The sequence below is a fragment of the Burkholderia sp. BE12 genome (genome assembly GCF_002959955.1).
Lineage (GTDB): Bacteria > Pseudomonadota > Gammaproteobacteria > Burkholderiales > Burkholderiaceae > Burkholderia.
Map to the genome: position 1 here is coordinate 1 of NZ_PREY01000003.1, position 16,831 is coordinate 16,831.

16 protein-coding genes and 1 pseudogene are annotated in these 16,831 nt (G+C 68.2%); 7 read left to right on the forward strand and 10 right to left on the reverse strand.

The features are described from left to right. Positions 1 to 279: YXWGXW repeat-containing protein (locus tag C4B30_RS03740; protein ID WP_105131795.1), on the forward strand; the 279-nt coding region annotated here is incomplete at its 5' end. Between the two features lie 118 nt (positions 280 to 397). Here C4B30_RS03740 and C4B30_RS35795 read toward each other — a convergent pair. Beyond that, positions 398 to 604 carry a hypothetical protein gene (locus tag C4B30_RS35795; protein ID WP_234015387.1) on the reverse strand — a complete coding sequence of 69 codons (207 nt, stop codon included), beginning with the start codon at positions 602 to 604 and terminating at the stop codon, positions 398 to 400. On the opposite strand from C4B30_RS35795, the pseudogene C4B30_RS03745 reads away from it, so the two are divergent. Next, positions 521 to 869: pseudogene (locus tag C4B30_RS03745) on the forward strand (nuclear transport factor 2 family protein). The gene C4B30_RS35795 and the pseudogene C4B30_RS03745 overlap by 84 nt on opposite strands. A gap of 118 nt (positions 870 to 987) precedes the next feature. Here C4B30_RS03745 and C4B30_RS03750 read toward each other — a convergent pair. The 3 genes from C4B30_RS03750 to C4B30_RS03760 all read right to left on the reverse strand — a co-directional run bounded on the left by C4B30_RS03750 (position 988) and on the right by C4B30_RS03760 (position 4,495). After that, positions 988 to 1,599 (reverse strand): cysteine hydrolase family protein, encoded by a 612-nt coding sequence (locus C4B30_RS03750; RefSeq protein ID WP_105131796.1) that lies wholly within the window; start codon positions 1,597 to 1,599, stop codon positions 988 to 990. A 178-nt stretch (positions 1,600 to 1,777) separates the two neighbouring features. Beyond that, positions 1,778 to 3,028 (reverse strand): MFS transporter, encoded by a 1,251-nt coding sequence (locus C4B30_RS03755; RefSeq protein WP_199779039.1) that lies wholly within the window; start codon positions 3,026 to 3,028, stop codon positions 1,778 to 1,780. A gap of 150 nt (positions 3,029 to 3,178) precedes the next feature. After that, complete coding sequence (locus C4B30_RS03760; RefSeq protein WP_105131926.1) at positions 3,179 to 4,495, reverse strand: MFS transporter; 1,317 nt, start codon at positions 4,493 to 4,495, stop codon at positions 3,179 to 3,181. Between the two features lie 313 nt (positions 4,496 to 4,808). Between C4B30_RS03760 and C4B30_RS03765 the strand changes: the two genes are divergently transcribed. Further along, positions 4,809 to 5,726: a LysR family transcriptional regulator gene (locus tag C4B30_RS03765; protein ID WP_105131798.1), complete on the forward strand. Its 918-nt coding sequence runs from the start codon at positions 4,809 to 4,811 to the stop codon at positions 5,724 to 5,726. Between the two features lie 164 nt (positions 5,727 to 5,890). On the opposite strand, the gene C4B30_RS03770 is transcribed toward C4B30_RS03765, so the two are convergent. Genes C4B30_RS03770 through C4B30_RS03785 form a run of 4 tightly spaced genes read right to left on the reverse strand, consistent with a single transcriptional unit; the run spans position 5,891 to position 11,995 of the window. Beyond that, a complete protein-coding gene (locus tag C4B30_RS03770; protein ID WP_419188563.1) occupies positions 5,891 to 6,058 on the reverse strand; it encodes a glutathione binding-like protein in 168 nt (55 codons plus the stop codon). A gap of 45 nt (positions 6,059 to 6,103) precedes the next feature. Then, on the reverse strand, positions 6,104 to 7,615 hold the full coding sequence (locus C4B30_RS03775; protein ID WP_105131799.1) for an efflux transporter outer membrane subunit: 1,512 nt from the start codon (positions 7,613 to 7,615) through the stop codon (positions 6,104 to 6,106). Next, a complete protein-coding gene (locus C4B30_RS03780) occupies positions 7,612 to 10,785 on the reverse strand; it encodes an efflux RND transporter permease subunit (RefSeq protein ID WP_027781017.1) in 3,174 nt (1,057 codons plus the stop codon). Before C4B30_RS03780 ends, C4B30_RS03775 begins: the two co-directional genes overlap by 4 nt. A 13-nt stretch (positions 10,786 to 10,798) precedes the next feature. Then, positions 10,799 to 11,995, reverse strand: coding sequence for an efflux RND transporter periplasmic adaptor subunit (locus C4B30_RS03785; protein WP_027781018.1), 1,197 nt, complete (start codon positions 11,993 to 11,995; stop codon positions 10,799 to 10,801). Positions 11,996 to 12,074: 79 nt separating this feature from the next. On the opposite strand from C4B30_RS03785, the gene soxR reads away from it, so the two are divergent. Together soxR and C4B30_RS03795 are read left to right on the forward strand one after the other, a co-directional pair. Then, positions 12,075 to 12,554, forward strand: coding sequence for a redox-sensitive transcriptional activator SoxR (gene soxR / locus C4B30_RS03790; RefSeq protein ID WP_027781019.1), 480 nt, complete (start codon positions 12,075 to 12,077; stop codon positions 12,552 to 12,554). A gap of 10 nt (positions 12,555 to 12,564) precedes the next feature. Continuing rightward, on the forward strand, positions 12,565 to 12,804 hold the full coding sequence (locus C4B30_RS03795; protein WP_442778443.1) for a hypothetical protein: 240 nt from the start codon (positions 12,565 to 12,567) through the stop codon (positions 12,802 to 12,804). Positions 12,805 to 12,828: 24 nt separating this feature from the next. Here C4B30_RS03795 and C4B30_RS03800 read toward each other — a convergent pair whose 3' ends face one another. After that, a complete protein-coding gene (locus C4B30_RS03800) occupies positions 12,829 to 13,482 on the reverse strand; it encodes a TetR/AcrR family transcriptional regulator (protein WP_105131800.1) in 654 nt (217 codons plus the stop codon). Between the two features lie 147 nt (positions 13,483 to 13,629). Here C4B30_RS03800 and C4B30_RS03805 point away from each other — a divergent pair, with 147 nt between their 5' ends. Beyond that, entirely contained in the window at positions 13,630 to 14,922 is a 1,293-nt protein-coding gene (locus C4B30_RS03805) for an NAD(P)/FAD-dependent oxidoreductase (RefSeq protein ID WP_105131801.1), read from the forward strand. A 44-nt stretch (positions 14,923 to 14,966) separates the two neighbouring features. Next, complete coding sequence (locus C4B30_RS03810; RefSeq protein WP_027781024.1) at positions 14,967 to 15,356, forward strand: DUF3331 domain-containing protein; 390 nt, start codon at positions 14,967 to 14,969, stop codon at positions 15,354 to 15,356. Positions 15,357 to 15,359: 3 nt separating this feature from the next. Here the strand turns inward: C4B30_RS03810 and C4B30_RS03815 are convergent, their stop codons facing one another. Continuing rightward, positions 15,360 to 16,688, reverse strand: coding sequence for a dicarboxylate/amino acid:cation symporter (locus C4B30_RS03815; RefSeq protein ID WP_089502011.1), 1,329 nt, complete (start codon positions 16,686 to 16,688; stop codon positions 15,360 to 15,362). Positions 16,689 to 16,831: the final 143 nt, after the last annotated feature.

The following is a 16,831-nucleotide window of genomic DNA, read 5'->3' on the forward strand; positions in this document are numbered from 1 at the left end:
CCCGTGTACCGGCCGTCCGGCCCGAACCGCGTTCCCGGCGGCCCGCCCTACGCGGATCGCCCCGGCTTCGCGCCGCCGGCGGCACGCCACGACCGTCGCCCGCCGCCACCCCGGCCGCACGGCTATATATGGACGGACGGCTACTGGCGCTGGCAGCGCGGCCGCTATATATGGGTGTCCGGCCGCTGGGTCGCACGGCGCCCCGGGCGCCGCTGGGTGCCCGGCTACTGGCGTCGCCAGGGGCCGGTGTGGGTCTACGTCGACGGTTCGTGGCGGTGAGCAGCGGCTCGGCTCCGGCCGATTTAGGTCCGGAGCCGAGCCGCACGAGAGAACCGGCGCCACCCGCGGCCGCTCGCACATCCCTCCACGTATCGTCAGACAAGGAAAACGCTACATGTCATCGTCCCGCTCCCCCGTTCGCGCCGTTGCCGCATTCGTTTTGCTGGCCACATCGACGGCTGCGCTGGCCGCCGGCCCGGCCGCACGCGACCTGGCCGCCGAGGAAGCCAACCGCCAGCTCGTGCTGACGTTCTACGACCGCTTCTTCAACCGGCATGAAGCAGTCGAGGCCGCCGCCGTCGTCGCGGACGACTACAAACAGCACAACCCGCACGTGCCGGACGGCAAGAAGCCGTTCGTGTCGTACTTCGTCGGCGCGTTCCAGAAGAACCCGGCATCGCGCGCGCATCGTCCGCAGCGCGGCCGACGGCGATCTCGTCTATCTGCACGTGCATGCGATCGAGCGTTCGGGCGATCGCGGCGAAGCGGTGGTCGACATCTTCGGCGTGAAGGACGGCAAGATCGTCGAACACTGGGACGTGATTCAGCCGGTACCCGAAACGTCCGCGAACCGGAATACGATGTTCTGATGCGCGCGGCCGGCGCGCGGCACGTTCGCGCAAGCCCGCGTGATCGAAACGTGCTTGCGCGGCGAAGCCGTGTACGCCGCGCCCGGCTGCGCCGTCCGACGCGCGAACCGGGCCGCCGTCACGCGACGTCGAGCGCCAGCACCTGCTCGGTGGTCAGCACGTCGCCGAACGTGTCCGACAGTGCGGCCAGCGTCGCACGATGGAGGTCGCGGTGCGGCACCGTGCCGCCGTCCGCGACGTCGAGGTCGCGCGTCGCACAGGCATCGTCGACGACGATCACCGCATAGCCGAGCGGCACCGCATCGCGTGCCGCGCCGGCCACGCACGCATGCGTCATCAGGCCGGTGACGATCAGCGTGTCGATACCGGCGGCCTTCAGCCGCGCATCGAGGTCCGTCGTCGGGAATACGCTCACCGACGTTTTCTTCACGACCGCGTGAGCGGGCGCCGGCTGCAGGTCCGCATGAAAGCGGAAGCCGTCGCTGCCGTCGGCAAAGATCGGGCTGTCGGCCGTACCGACGTGCTGGACGTGGAACACCGGAATGCCCGCGCGGTCGGCGAACGCGATCACGCGTTGCGCATTGCCCAGCGCACGCGGCCCGTCCGGAATCGGCAGGCGGCCACTGAAGTATTCGTTCTGGAAATCGATCACCAGCAGCGCGGTGCAGGCGGCGGCGATGGACGTCGGCGCGCTCGCGCCGGCCAGGGTACGGATGGTCGGATGTTGCATGGCATGCCCTCTCGGTTGGCACATTGGCGGAACGGCGCGCCGGGCCTTCCGGCGCCGCCGGACGCGGCCCGAAACCTCCCCGGGCCGCGACGCGCCAGTGTCGGGCCGCACGGCGTGACGCGACAGCGGCGCGCGGGACAACGTCCGACAGGATCGGGCCAACGTGCATGCGCGCCGCCTACGACGGCACGGCCATTCGCGCGCCCGGCCGCGTGCGGCCGTACGCGACCATCATCGCGAAGCTGAGCAGGAAACCCGCGCCGCCGATCAGCAGCAGCCCGATTTCGCCGAATACGGGCAGCAGGTTCGTCAGCGCGCCCGTCACGACCCACGCGAGCGCCATCACCGAGCCCGCGACGCCGAGCGCCCAACCCTGCCGATCGTCGCCGACGGCATCGGAAAACGCCGTATACATCGTCGTGTACGCAACCATGTCGAAACAGCCGACGACCATCGCGAGCGCCCACAGCACCGGTTCGTGCGGAAACAGTGCGGACAGGATCTGGCCAAGGCCGGCCACGAGCAGGCCCGTCTTCGCGATCTCGATCACGCGCCACACGCGCAGCATCAACCGCACGACGCACAACAAGCCGAACACGAAGCAGATGCCGATCACGCCGCTGAACAGCCCGAGCCGCGCGCTCGTATAGCCGAATTTCGCCTGCAACAGCAACATGATGGTCTGCAGGTAGAGCCCGTAGCCGACCTGCATCAGGAAGAACACCACCGACAGGAACGCGACGTCGCGCTGGCGCGCGTCCTCGCCGATGATCCGCAGCGGCAGCAGCGGATCGATGCGCGTATCGTTGCGCGGCGCGACGCAATCCCGATACGACGCCCAGGTCCAGCACGCGCAGATCAGCGACAGCACGGCGACCAGCGCGAACGGCGTGCCGTAATCGAACAGCGGCGAGATCGTGCGGTCGGACGTGACGCCGCCGAGCACCGGGCCAACGATCACGCCCGCACTGAACGCGAGCGACATGATGCTCATGTTGTGCGCCTTCGTGTCGGGCGTGCTGAGATCGGTGATGGCCGCCTGCGCGATGCCCTGGCAGCCGGCCATCAGGCCGGTGAGCCCGCGGCCGGCCAGCAGCAGCGCGACGCTGGCATGCCACGCACCGGCCGCCATCATCGCGTAGCCGAGCGCGAGGCCCAGCACGCACAGCAGCAGGATCCGACGGCGGCCGTAGCGATCGGACAGCTCACCCATCAGCGACGAGCCGAAGAACATGCACAGCGGATAGATCCCGTAGCCGAGACCGAGACAGAAATTGCGCGCGTGCGCGCCGGCGTCGGCCGGCAGGATGCCCGCGTGCGGATCGCCGAAGATGGCGGACATCATCGGATAAACGAGCCCGAACCCCGTCGCGTCGAGCGCGATGGCGAGCAGGCAGGGGCCGAGCAGTTTGTAGTCGAGCCGGGACATGGCGACCTTCCGGACAGAGTGGACGATCGCCCAAGCGTCATGACCGGGCGGCGGCCGCGGTAGGCCGCCGGCCGCGATGCTGAGTATCGGCTCGCGCGATACCCCGCATGCGGCGCGCGCCGACGGATCGCCGTCCCGGCCGTGCGGCCGCTATTTGACGCTCAGCGGCTCGCCCTGAAACTGCCGGCGCGCGACCACGCACGGCGCACCGTCGTGCATGAACACGCTGGCGAGCAGCCCGAACGACGCCGCGAACAGCACGTACCACGCGGGCGCGACGGGCGACCCGCTCACACGCGTCAGCCACGTGACGATGAACGGCGCGAAGCCGCCGAATACCATCACCGCGACGTTGTACGCCAGCGCGATGCCGGTCGAGCGCGAACGGGTCGCGAACTGCTCGGCCAGCGTGGTCGGTGCAGGGCCGTAACAGATGCCGATGATCGCGCAGATCACGAGTTGCATCACCAGCAGGCGTCCGATGCCCGGCGCCGCGGCCAGCCACGAGAACAGCGGATACGTGACCGTCAGCAGCGCGAACGTACCCGCGATCAGGACAGGCCGCCGGCCGACACGATCGGAAACGATCGCCGCAACCGGAATCGTCACCGTCAGCAGCACGACCGCCACCATCTGCACCTTGAACACCTGGTCGAGCGGCAGCCCGAAGGTCTTGTGCACGAACGTCGGCATGTTCACGAGCATCACGTAGAACACGGCCGTACCGGTGATCGTCTGCCCCATCGACACCAGTACGCCGCGCAGGTTGTCGCGTAGCACGCGCGACACGCTCGCCGGCGGCTCGAGCGTCGACTTGCCCGCATCGAGAAATGCTTCCGTCTCCTCCATGTGCCGGCGGATCCAGAGCCCGACCGGCCCGATCAGCAGGCCGAGCGCGAACGGCACGCGCCAGCCCCAGCTGTGCAGCGCTGCCTCCGACAGCGACTGCGTGGCCCACGCGCCCAGCGCGGCGCCCGAGAACACCGCGAGGCACTGGCCGATCAGCTGCCACGATCCGTACAGCCCGCGCCGGTGCGCGGGTGCGCTTTCGACGAGAAACGCAGTCGCGCTTGCATATTCGCCGCCGGTGGCGAAACCCTGCAGCAGCCGCGCGACGACGATCACGACCGGCGCCGCCGGGCCGATCGCCGCGTACGATGGCGCGAACGTGATCAGCGCGATCGACAGCGTCATCAGCAGGATGATGAGCTGCATCGCGGCCTTGCGGCCCTTGCGGTCCGCATAGAGCCCGAGCAGGATGCCGCCTACCGGACGCATGAAGAAGCCGACGCCGAACGTCGCGAGCGACATCAGCAGCGACGCGTACTGGCTCTCGGCGGGAAAGAACACCCGCGCGATGATGCCGGAGAAGAACCCGTAAACGATGAAGTCGTACCACTCGAGGGTATTGCCGACGACGGCGGCAATCACCTGCCGCTGTCGCGAATTCCGACGTGAGTCGCGCATGCTTGTCTCCCGCAGTTTCGTGGTGCCGCGCCGCATGCGTGCGCCCTCGGTGACGGGTATGGGCGGCCCGGCTGTTCGCGTCGCCACCGATGCGGGACGGGCACGACGGACCCTCCCTTCCCGCGCACGATCGGCGTGAATCGATCATAGGGACGCCGAAAACCGGCATCAATCAATGCCCGCGGCAGATGATTAGCCGGAGATTAAATGTTGTTTCCGCAGGCATCGCCGCGCGAAACCCCGGTCATTCGCTCATTGTTGAGGCCGCGGTTCTGCGGCAGAATCGTCGACCGCCCTTCCCGTCGTTCGTATCATGCGCAACCGCATCAACGAAGAGATCACGTTTCGCAAGCTCGAAGTGCTGCTCGCGTTCATGGAAGCCGGCAGCCTCGCGAAGGCGGCCGAGGCGCTGGGCATCAGCACGGTCAGCGTGCATCGTGCGCTGCATACGCTCGAGGAAGGGATACACTGCGCGCTGTTCCGCCACGAAGGGCGGAACCTGATTCCGACCGACGCCGCGCAAGTGCTCGCCGAAGTCGCGGGCGAAGTGCTCAAGACGATGACGGCCGGGATCCGTTCGACGCGCGAGGCGGCCGGCTATGGCGCGGGCCAGTTGAAGATCGGCTCGCTGTATTCGCTGACGATCCGCACCGTGCCCGAAGTCGTGATCGCGCTGAAGGAGCGCCGCCCCGACTTGCAGGCCGAACTCGTGCTCGGCTCGAACGCCGACCTGCTCGACAAGCTCAGGCACGGCGCGATCGACGCCACGCTGATGGCGTTGCCCGAACCGGACGCCGAGATCGAATCGATCGCGCTGTTCGAGGACGAGATGTTCTTCGCCGCCCCGGTCGATTCGCCGTATGCGCAATGCGATGCGGTCGATCTCCACGCATGCGGCGCCGAGCCGTTCGTGTCGCTCGGCGAAGGCTTCGCGACGCACCACGGTTTCACGGAGGCGTTCCGCGCGGCCGGCGTCACGCCGAACGTCGTGATGCGGGTGGGCGACATCTTCTCGCTGATCAACCTCGTGTCGGGCGGCGTCGGCTGTTCGCTGCTGCCCGGCCGCGTGCGCGACCTGTTCGCGCATCGGATCACGCTCGTACCGCTCGCCGGAGCGACGATCCGCCAGACCTTCGGCCTGAGCTTCCTGCATCGCCGCCAGCGAGACCCGAACCTGCTCGCGCTCGCGACCGTCTGCCGGTTGACGGTCAAGGGGCCGAACGCGCGGTAACGCGTCGAGCGCTTCGCCCGCTTTTCAGCTCGCGCACGTATCGCGTCGGGGCACCGCACCGCACGGCTCCGCACGCCGCCCGCATGCGGCGTTCTCGTCCGTTGGATGGCACGAAGCGCGCGCTTTGTCGCGATCACGGCCCAGGCGGCGCGGGCGATCCGATGTCAGTGCGTCGCCTCGGCCGTCGGCGTGCGGCAGGCAATCAGGCCCCGTTGAACGGCCGGCCGCGCGGCGATATCGGCAAACCAGCGCTCGACGTGCGAAAAGCCGGCAACGTCGAGATCGAGCTCGGCCGCCGTGCGCAGCCACGCAAACGCCGCAATGTCGGCGATCGAATATCGCGACGACGCGAGATACGCCGCGCCGCACTGCTCGCGCTACTTCCCCGACTGGGCGAGCGGACCTTGCGCACCCTGCCCCGTGCCCGACGGCCAGCCGCCCGCGAGCGCCTTGTACAGCGCGACCGTCGACGCCGCGCTGCGTATCCGCCCGTCGGCCGCCGCATCCTGCGCCTGCAGCAGCGTCCGCTGCGCGTCGAGCACTTCGTAGTAGTCGATCGCGCCGGCCGAGAAGCGCGTCTGCGCGAGCTGCGCGGCGCGGGCGCTGTCGTCGGCCGCGCGCACGAGATGCGCGGTCTCGTCACGCGTGCGGGCGACACGCAGCAGCGCGTTCTCGGTTTCCTCCAGCGCGCCGAGTACGGTCTGCCGGTACTGCGCAAGCTGGCCGGCCGCTTCCGCATCGCTCGCGGCGATCCGCGCACGCACACGGCCGACGTCGAGGAACGACCAGTCGATGCCGAGCGCGATCAGATTCGTGTCGCTGCCCGCTCGGAAGAACCCGTAGCTGCTCGTCGCGCTGCCGAGCAGCCCGGACAGCGTGAAGCGCGGGAACAGGTCGGCGGTCGCGACGCCGACGCGCGCGGTCGCCGCATGCAGCCGCGCCTCGGCGGCCGCGACATCGGGGCGGCGGCGCAGCAGGTCGCCCGGCGTGCCGGGATCGATGTCGGCCGCGAGCGCCGGCAGCGGGACGGGCGTACCCGCCGGCGCGGCCGCCTTCGGCAGGTCGAACCGGCCGATCAGCGCATCCGGCGTCTGCCCGGTCAACACCGCGAGTCGATGCTCGTCGACGCCGATGGCGGCTTCGTACACGGCGATCCGCGAGGTCGTCGATTCGTACTGCGCGCGTGCTCGCGCCGCATCGAGTTCGGAGCCTCGACCCGCGCCGACGCGCGCATTGATCAGTGCGAGCGTCTGCTTCTGGTTGTCGGCGTTCTCGCGGGCGATCCGCAACCGCTCCTGCGAGCCGCGCAGATCGACGTAGGTACTCGCGACCTCCGCCGCGATCGCGACGCGCACCGCGCGTACGTCGGCCGCGCTGGCCGCCGTTTCCGCGCGCTGCGACTCGATCGAGCGGCGCACGCGGCCGAACAGGTCGAGTTCCCACGCGGCATTGATCCCGACGCTCGACGTCGGCGCATCGCGCTGGCTGCGCGGCGCGCCGAACGCCTGATCCTTGCTCATCAACTGATGGCCGATCCGGCCGCTCGCGGTGATCGTCGGATAGCGGTCGAACGTCGCCTGCGACAGCAGCGCGTTGGATGCGTCGTAGCGCGACACGGCGACCTGCAAGTCCTGGTTCGCCGCGAGCGCCGTATCGATCAACCGTGTCAGCACCGGATCGCCGAACCCGCGCCAGAACGTGGCATCGGCGTCGGCCGACGCGTCGGGCGGCATGTCGACTGGCGTCGCGTCGGGCTGGGTCGCCGGTTTCGCGTCGCGCGCGAACCGCGCGGCGGTGGCCGTGTCGGGCCGTTTGAAATCGGGGCCGACCGCGCATGCGGCGAGCGCCACCGACATCGCGAGCGCGGAAAGACGGAAAGCGGCGCTCATCGGTTTTCTCCTTCGAGGGTGCCGTGCTGTTCGCGCCAGACGGCCGGCGTGCCGCCCGCGAGCTTGCGGATCGCCACATAGAACACAGGGGTGAGGAACAGCCCGAACAGCGTGACGCCCAGCATCCCGGCGAACACGGTGACGCCGGTGGCCGCCCGCACCTCGCTGCCCGCGCCGCTGCCGATCAGCAGCGGCACCGAGCCCGCGATGAACGCGACCGACGTCATCACGATCGGACGCAGCCGCAGCTTGCATGCTTCGAGCGCTGCCTCGACCGCGCCCTTGCCCTGGATCTCGAGCTCGCGCGCGAATTCGACGATCAGGATCGCGTTCTTGCACGCCAGCCCCATCAGCACGACCAGACCGACCTGCACGAACACGTTGTTGTCGCCGCCGGACAGCCACACGCCGAACAGCGCCGCGCACATGCACACGGGCACGATCAGGATCACCGCGAGCGGCAGCGTCCAGCTCTCGTACAGCGACGCGAGCACCAGGAACACCAGCATCACGGCCAGCGGGAATACGACGAGCGCCGCGTTGCTCTGCGTGACCTGCTGGTAGCTGAGATCGGTCCATTCGAGCGTGATGCCCGGCGGCAGCACGTCTTTCGCGATCTGCTGCAGCTTCGCGATCGCCTGCGACGACGACATCGCCTTCGGATCGGCATCGCCGATCAGGTCGGCGGCCGGATAGCCGTTGTAGCGAACGACCGGGTCCGGACCGTACGCGGGCCCGACCGTCACCATCGAGCCGATCGGCACCATCTCGCCCTTCGCGTTGCGCGTGCGCAGGTTCGCGATGTCGGCGGCCGTCTGCCGGTGGCCGGCATCCGCTTGCGCCATCACGCGATACACGCGCCCGAACACGTTGAAGTCGTTCACGTACATCGAGCCGAGATAGACCTGCAACGTATTGAACAGATCGGTCAGCGCGACGCCCTGCGCCTTCGCCTTGAGCCGGTCGACCTTCACCTCGAGCTGCGGGATGTTCGCCTGGTACGAGCTGACGGGGTAGCTCATCCCCGGCGTCTTCGCGACCGCGGCCTGAAACGCGACGAGCGCCTTCTGCAATTCGCCGTAGCCGAGCCCGCCGCGATCCTCCAGGTACAGCGAGTAGCCCGAGCCGTTGCCGAGACCCTGGATCGGCGGCGGCATCAGCGCATAGGTGATGCCGCCGTCGATGGCCGCGAAGCGCGCGTTCAGATCCGCGTTGATCTGCGCGGCACTGCGATGACGCTGGTCGAACGGCTTCAGGATCACGTACGAGTTCGTGATGTTCGGCGTGTTCACGCCCTGCAGCGCGTTCAGCCCGGCGAACGCCGGCACCATCTCGACGCCGTCGGTGCCGAGCGCGATCTTCGTCATCTGCTCGGTCACCGCGCTGGTGCGCGCGAGCGACGCGCCTTCCGGCAGCTTCGCGCCCGCGAACAGGTACAGCTTGTCCTGCACCGGGATGAAGCCGCCCGGCACCGCGTTGAACAGCAATGCGGTCGCCGCGAGCAGCGCCGCATAGACCGCGAACACCACGCCGCGCCGCTTCAGCGTGCGCGCGACGACGCCGTGATAGCGATCGGAGCTGCGTTCGAAGAAGCGGTTGAACGGATGGAACAGCCAGCCGAATGCGCGATCGAGCGCACGCGTCAACGCATCCTTCGGTGCGCCGTGCGGACGCAGCAGCTTCGCGGCGAGCGCCGGCGACAGCGTCAACGAGTTGATCGCGGAGATCACCGTCGAGATCGCGATCGTCACCGCGAACTGCTTGTAGAACTGGCCCGTGACGCCCGACATGAACGCCATCGGCACGAACACCGCGCACAGCACGAGCGCGATCGCGACGATCGGCCCCGACACCTCGCGCATGGCCTGGTGCGCGGCATCGCGCGGGCTCAGCCCCCGAGCGATGTTGCGCTCGACGTTCTCGACGACGACGATCGCATCGTCGACCACGATCCCGATCGCGAGCACGAGCCCGAACAGCGTCAGCGTGTTGATCGAGTAGCCGAGCAGGTAGAGCCATGCGAACGTGCCGACCACCGACACCGGCACCGCGACGAGCGGAATGATCGACGCGCGCCACGTTTGCAGGAACAGGATCACGACGAGCACGACCAGCACGACCGCTTCGATCAGCGTGTGCTGCACCGCGCGGATCGATTCGCGCACGAATACCGTCGGGTCCCACACGGGGCGGTACGCGACGCCGGGCGGGAAGCGCTTCGACAGCTCGTCGAGCTTCGCGTACACGGCCTTCGCGACGTCGAGCGCGTTCGCGCCCGGCGACAGGAAGATGCCGACCACGGCCGAGTGCTTGTCGTTGAAATACGAGCGCAGCGTGTAGTCGCCCGCGCCGAGCTCGATGCGCGCGACGTCGGACAGCTTCACGACCTGGCCGTCGTCGCCGTTGCGCAGCACGATGTCGCTGAATTCCTGCACCGTGCGCAGGCGGCCGCGCACGTTGATCGACACGAGGAAGTCGTTTTTCTTCGGCGACGGCTCCGCGCCGAGCTGGCCGGCCGACACCTGCACGTTCTGCTCGCGCACGGCCGCGATCACGTCGCTCGCGGTCAACCCGCGCGACGCGAGCCGGTTCGGGTCGAGCCACAGCCGCATCGCGTAATCGCCGGAGGCGTACACGCCGACGTCGCCGATGCCGGTGAGCCGCGACAGTTCGTCCTTCACGTGCAGCGTCAGGTAGTTGCGCAGGTACAGCGAATCGCGGCTGTTGTCCGGCGAATAGAGGCTCACGTACATCAGCGGCGTCGGCGACTGCTTCTGCGTGGTCACGCCGTACTGGCGCACCTCGTCGGGCAGGCGCGACAGCGCCTGGCTCACGCGGTTCTGCACGCGCACGGCGGCCGTGTCGGGATCGACGCCCTGCAGGAACGTGACGACGACCTGCAGGCTGCCGTCCGACCCGGCGACCGACTTCATGTACATGATGCCTTCGACGCCGTTGATCGCCTCTTCCAGCGGCTCGGCCACCGATTCGGCGATTTCCTTCGGATTCGCGCCCGGGTACGTTGCACGCACGACGACGCTCGGCGGCACGACTTCCGGGTATTCGCCGGCCGGCAGCATCGGGATCGAGATCAGGCCGATCGCGAAGATGACGATCGACAGCACGACCGCGAAGATCGGCCGGTCGATGAAGAATCGGGAGAAATCCATCGTATCGCTCCCGTCATTGCGCGGCAGGCGTGCCGGCATCGGCGACCGCCTGCGTCGCGCTGCCCGCATCGGCGCGCGCGGGCAGCGCCTTCGGCTTCACCTGCGCGCCCGGATAGTAGATGCGCTGCACGCCGTCGACGACCACGCGGTCGCCCGCCTGCAGCCCCTTCTCGACGATCCGCTCGCCGTCGAGTTCGCGGCCGATCGTCACGTCGCGGCGCAGCGCCTTGTCGCCCGAGCCGATCACGTACACGTACTTGCGGTCCTGGTCGGTCAGCACGGCCTTGTCGTCAACCAGCAACGCGTCCTGGTCGCGGCCGCTGACGAGCTGCACGCGCGCATACAGGCCCGGCGTGAACGTATGGTCCGCATTCGGCAGCCGCACGCGTGCGCGGATCGTGCCGGTCTGCGGATCGAGCCGGTTGTCGAGGAAATCGACGGTGCCCGCATGCGGGAAGCCCGTCTCGTTCGCGAGGCCGATGCGCACCGGATCGGCGCCGATCGCGCGATGTGTCGGATCGGCGCGCCGCGCGTTGTAGCGCAGGTAGCTCTGCTCGTCGCAATCGAAATACACGTAGACCGGATCCTGCGACACGACGGTCGTCAGCAGCGTGTCGTCCGCACGCGCGAGGTTGCCGACGGTCGCAACCGCGCGGCCGACGCGGCCCGCGATCGGCGCGCGCACTTCGGTGAAACCGAGATTGAGCTTCGCGTCGGCAACGGCCGCATCGGCCGCCTGCAGATCGGCGCGCGCCTGTTCGGCAGTCGCGCGCGCGTTGTCGAGCTCTTCCTGCGACGTCGCGTGCGCATCGATCAGCGTCTGCACGCGCTTGAGTTGCACGTTCGCAAGGCTCGCGGCCGCACGGGCACGCTGCTGCTGTGCATTCGCACGGTCGAGCGCGATCCGGTACGGGCGCGGATCGATTTCGAACAGCAGCGCGCCTTGCGCGACCACGTCGCCCTCCTTGTACGCGACACGTTGCAGATAGCCGCTCACGCGCGGCCGCAGATCGACCGCGTCGACCGCTTCGACGCGTCCGTTGAATTCGTCCGCGAGGCGGACGGTACGCGGCGCGACGGTGGCGACGCCGACTTCTGGAAGAGGATGGGCCGACGATGGGCCTTTGCCGTCGTGACAACCCGACAACGCCAGCAACAGGGCACAGGCGGCGCCCAAAGGCGGCGTCCTGCGTAGGGAAAAGGAGAGCATGATGCCTCGCGACGGGTTAAACTGCCGCGTAGCATAAAAGTTGAAGTTAACTTGAAGTCAAGCTTTCTCGGAGGGCGTCATGGGTATCCAGGAAACCCCGCAATGGCCGCTGATGTCGATCCGCGAAGTGGCCGCGCGCAGCGGCGTGCCGGCGTCGACGCTGCGCTTCTACGAGATGCGCGGGTTGATCAAGTCGCATCGCAACGGCTCGAGCCATCGCCACTATTCGCGTGCGGTGCTGCGGCTGATCGCGTTCATCGTGTTCGCGCAGAAGATCGGCTATTCGCTCGACGAAATCGCCGAACAGCTCGTCAGCCTGCCCGAGGACACCGCACCGAGCAACAAGGACTGGCAGCGGCTGTCGCGCGGCTGGAAGCAGCGCGTCGCGAGCCGGATCGAGGAGTTGCAGCGGCTCTATATCAATCTCGACGAATGCATCGGCTGCGGCTGCCTGTCGCTGAAACGCTGCAAGCTGACCAACCCGGAAGACCGCGCGGGCCGCAACGGGCCCGGCGCGCGGCGCTGGCTCGGCGACAAGCCGCCAACCGATTCCGAATGACGCGCAGGCCGTGCGCGCGGTATCACCCAACGCGCCAGCCGTCGCGGGCGGCATCGGCATCGCACTGATGCCGCGCCTGTTCGTGCCGATGCAGCCGCAAGGCATTACGTTCTGCGAACTGAAGGATGCGGGCAGCCCGCTCGCGTACGAACTGGCGCTCGCGTACCGTACGCCGTCGCCGCTCGTCGATGCGCTGCGCGAGACCGCGCGCAACGCGGTGCGCGAACTGGGGCTGGTTGCCGCGACGTGACCGCGCGCAACGCGCGCGCGGCGCTCAGTCGCCGAGGAAGTTGAACACGACGCCGAGCACGGCCTGCCGGAATGCGTCCGGCCGCGTCGGCAGCGACGTGAACTCCAGCATCATGTGGCTGTACGACACCGTCATGCCCACGGCGCTCGCGATCATGAAGAACAGCACGTTCGGATCGACCGGGCGGATCGCGCCGGCCTCGACCGCGTCCGCCAGCAGCGGCCACATCGCGTCGTGATACGGGCGCACGATCCGCTCCTGCAGCCGATCGAGCCGCCCGCCCTCCTCGGTCGCCGCCGTCGAGAAGAACATGCCGATATCCGGCTCCGCGAATTCGTGATCGACGCACAGCTCGAGCGCGCGCCGCACGCGGTCGCGATGCGGCAGCGACGACGCGCGCAACGCGCGCAGCGCGTCGAACATCGGTTCGGCCAGTTCGACGATCTGCTCGACGACCGCCAGCCACAACGTTTCCTTCGTACCGAAGTGATGGGCGATCAGCGCCGCGTCGATGCCCAGTTCGCGCGCGACTTCGCGCACGCTCGTCGCGTCGTAGCCGCGCTTCGCGAACGTGCGGCGCGCGGCCCGCAATATCAGGTCCGGACCGACGGACGCATCCGCCAGCGGCCGTCCGCGCGTACGCCGCTTCGGCGGCACGCGCTCAGTGACTTCTGCCACGTCTTTCCTGCTCCTTGAACGATTCGAATGTCCGTGCCCGGTACCCCGGTTTCAGGTACCGGAAGCGGGCGGCCCGCCCCGCTCCGTTGACACGCGGAGCCGGGAAGCGCTAGGATCATACATTATTCATCACTTGATGATTTATTCATGACAACCCCTACACGCATCGTCATCGTCGGCGGCGGGATCGCCGGGCTGCAGTTCGCGACCCGTCTGGGCGAACGTCTCGGCCGGTCCGGGCGGGCGCAGATCACGGTCGTCGACCGGAGTCCCACGCACATCTGGAAGCCGATGCTGCACACGATCGCGGCCGGCACGCGCGACGTCCAGCAGCAACAAGTGATCTTCCTCGCCCACGCCCGCGATCACGGCTACACGTACCAGCCCGGTGAACTGAAGGGGCTCGATCGCGCGCGCCGCCGCGTGCAGCTCGGCGAGATCCGCTCGCAGGACGGCAACGTGGTGATCGACGCACGCGAACTCGAATACGACGTGCTGATCCTCGCGCTCGGCAGCCAGGCCAACGATTTCGGCGTGCCCGGCGTAAGCGAGCACTGCTACTTCATCGACAGCCAGCAGCAGGCGGAGACCTTCAACGAGGCGTTGCGGATGCGCGTGTTCCGCAGCATCGCGCGCGACGAGCCATTTCGCGTCGCGATCGTCGGCGCGGGCGCGACGGGCGTGGAACTCGCGGCGGAGCTGAGCCGTTTGCTGGAAGTGGCCCAGGCGTACGGTGACGAAACCGTGCGCGAGCGGCTGCAACTCACGCTGCTCGAAAGCGGCCCGCGCATCCTCAACGCGTTTCCGGCGCGGATTTCCGCGTCGGCCGAGCGGCGGCTCGAACAGATCGGCTTTCGCGTGCTGACGTCGACGCGCGTCACGTCGGCCGACGCGAACGGTTTCCACTACGGCGACGGTTCGTTCGCCGAAGCGGATCTGATGGTCTGGGCGGCCGGCGTGAAGGCGCCCGATTTCATGCAGGCGCTGGGCGGGCTAGACACGAACCGCGCGAACCAGATCGTCGTCGGCCCCACGCTGCAGGCGACCGGCGACGAGCACGTGTTCGCGATCGGCGATTGCGGGAGCCTGCTGCCCGACGGCCACGAACGGCCGCTGCCGCCGACCGCGCAGGTCGCGACGCAGCAGGCCGAGCATCTCGCGAAGCACTTGCCCGCGTGGCTCGACGGCACGCCGATTCCGCCGTTCGCGTTCCACGATTTCGGCGCGCTGGTGTCGATCAGCGACTACGACGCGTTCGGCACGCTCGGGCAGTTCGGGTTCTTCCGCGGCGGCTTCATCCAGGGACGCTTCGCGCAGTTCAGCCACCTGATGCTCTACCGGCGGCACCAGCAGGCGCTGCACGGTTTCTCCAAGGCGACCTTGCTGTGGATCGCCGAACGGATCAACGGCTGGGTGCAGCCGCGCATCCGCCTGTCGTGATGCCGCGCGTCGCGGCACCGCGTAACGTTTCGAGGAACAGACACATGAACAACCGTGCAGCGCCCTGGCTCATGACCGTCGCCGCAATCGGCAGCTTCGACATGCCGTCCGTCTCGTGGAGCGGGCCACGGCGGCGCAGCGTCACGCGCGACCGGCTGCCGTCGTGGGACGCGACGAGCAAGCCGACCATCAGCGTGCTCGAACGACCCACGGCCGACACCGTGATGATCTCGTGGTGCGACGCCTGCACCGGGCACTACGGCTACCAGAAGTGGCGCCTGTTCACGACGCGCAAGCGCGGCGTGTGCGCGCTGTCGGGGCGATCGATCGAGATCGGCGACAGCGTCTATGCGCCGCAACTGCTCGGCTCGGCGCCGGGCAATGCCGCCGCGATGGTGCTCGCGGCGTGCATCGACGATGCCCTGGCAGCCTGACCGTCAGGTCGACGTGGCCTGACCGGCGCCATAGGCCGGATCGCCGTTCTGCCGTTCGAGTTCCGCATCGAGGTGCGCGGCATGGGCGCTCGCTTCGGACTCCGACATCAACTCGCCTTCCCACTTCGCGACCACCGCGCTGGCGATCGAGTTGCCCACCGCGTTCGTGGCCGAGCGGCCCATGTCGAGGAACGTGTCGACGCCGAGAATCAGCAGCAGCCCGGCTTCCGGGATATTGAACTGGTGCAGCGTGGCCGCGATCACGACGAGCGACGCGCGCGGCACGCCGGCCATCCCCTTCGACGTCAGCATCAGGATCAGCAGCATCGTGATCTGCGTGCCGAGCGACAGGTGGATGTTGTAGGCCTGCGCGATGAACAGCGACGCGAACGTGCAGTACATCATCGAGCCGTCGAGATTGAACGAATAGCCCATCGGCATCACGAAGCTCGAGATCTTGCGCCGCACGCCGAAACGGTCGAGCGCGTCGAGGATCTTCGGATACGCGGCTTCGGAGCTGGCCGTCGCGAACGACAGCATGAACGCCTCCTTGATCAGCACGAGCAGCTTGAATACGCGGCGGCCGAGGAACAGCAGCCCGGCCGCGACGAGCGTGGCCCACAGCAGCACGAGGCTCACGTAGAAGTCGCCCATGAACACCGCGAACTTCAGCAGGATCGACAACCCGTTGACCGCGACGGTCGACGCCATCGCGGCCATCACCGCGAGCGGCGCGAGCTTCATCACGTAGCCGGTGATCTTCAGCATCACGTGCGCGAGCTGATCGATCGCGGCGACCAGGATCTTGCCGCGTTCGCCGAGTGCGGCGAGCGCGACGCCGAAGAACATCGAGAACACGACGATCTGCAGGATCTCGTTGTTCGCCATCGCCTCGGCGATCGACTTCGGCACCATGTGGCCGACGAAATCCTTCAGCGTGAACTTGGACGTCGCGAGATGCGCGGACGCGCCGATGTCCGGCAGCGGCAGGCCGAGGTTCTCGCCCGGCCGCAGCAGGTTCGCCATCAGCAGGCCCAGCAGCAGCGAGATCAGCGACGCGGTGACGAACCAGCCGAGCGCCTTCACGAACACGCGCCCGACCGACGACGCATCGCCCATGTGCGCGATGCCGACGACTAGCGTCGAGAACACCAGCGGGCCGATCACCATCTTGATCAGCCGCAGGAACACGTCGGAGACGAGCGAGATGTAGCCGGCGATTTCAGCGGCCGACTGCTTGTCCGGAAGCTGCGTGTAGATCAGGTAGCCGATCAGGATGCCGGCTGCCATCGCGAGCAGGATCCAGCCTGCCGCAGACATTCGTTTGTTCATGACGGAATTCGCCGCACGGCGATGAAGTTGAAGGAAGAAAGGCACGCGTGCCGTGCCGCTCGGGCCCACACGGATGTCCGCGGGCGGACGCGCTGCCGCCGCACCGGCATTCGCGGCAACGCGAACGCCGGCGGCAGCGACTC

Coding starts and splice junctions, on each gene's coding strand:
- C4B30_RS03815 (WP_089502011.1), bottom strand. CDS start 16,688: ATGAACAAACGAATGTCTGCGGCAGGCTGGATCCTGCTCGCGATGGCA.
- C4B30_RS03755 (WP_199779039.1), bottom strand. CDS start 3,028: ATGTCCCGGCTCGACTACAAACTGCTCGGCCCCTGCCTGCTCGCCATC.
- C4B30_RS03765 (WP_105131798.1), top strand. CDS start 4,809: ATGCGCAACCGCATCAACGAAGAGATCACGTTTCGCAAGCTCGAAGTG.
- C4B30_RS03760 (WP_105131926.1), bottom strand. CDS start 4,495: ATGCGCGACTCACGTCGGAATTCGCGACAGCGGCAGGTGATTGCCGCC.
- soxR (WP_027781019.1), top strand. CDS start 12,075: ATGGGTATCCAGGAAACCCCGCAATGGCCGCTGATGTCGATCCGCGAA.
- C4B30_RS03775 (WP_105131799.1), bottom strand. CDS start 7,615: ATGAGCGCCGCTTTCCGTCTTTCCGCGCTCGCGATGTCGGTGGCGCTC.
- C4B30_RS03805 (WP_105131801.1), top strand. CDS start 13,630: ATGACAACCCCTACACGCATCGTCATCGTCGGCGGCGGGATCGCCGGG.
- C4B30_RS03750 (WP_105131796.1), bottom strand. CDS start 1,599: ATGCAACATCCGACCATCCGTACCCTGGCCGGCGCGAGCGCGCCGACG.
- C4B30_RS03785 (WP_027781018.1), bottom strand. CDS start 11,995: ATGCTCTCCTTTTCCCTACGCAGGACGCCGCCTTTGGGCGCCGCCTGT.
- C4B30_RS03780 (WP_027781017.1), bottom strand. CDS start 10,785: ATGGATTTCTCCCGATTCTTCATCGACCGGCCGATCTTCGCGGTCGTG.
- C4B30_RS03810 (WP_027781024.1), top strand. CDS start 14,967: ATGAACAACCGTGCAGCGCCCTGGCTCATGACCGTCGCCGCAATCGGC.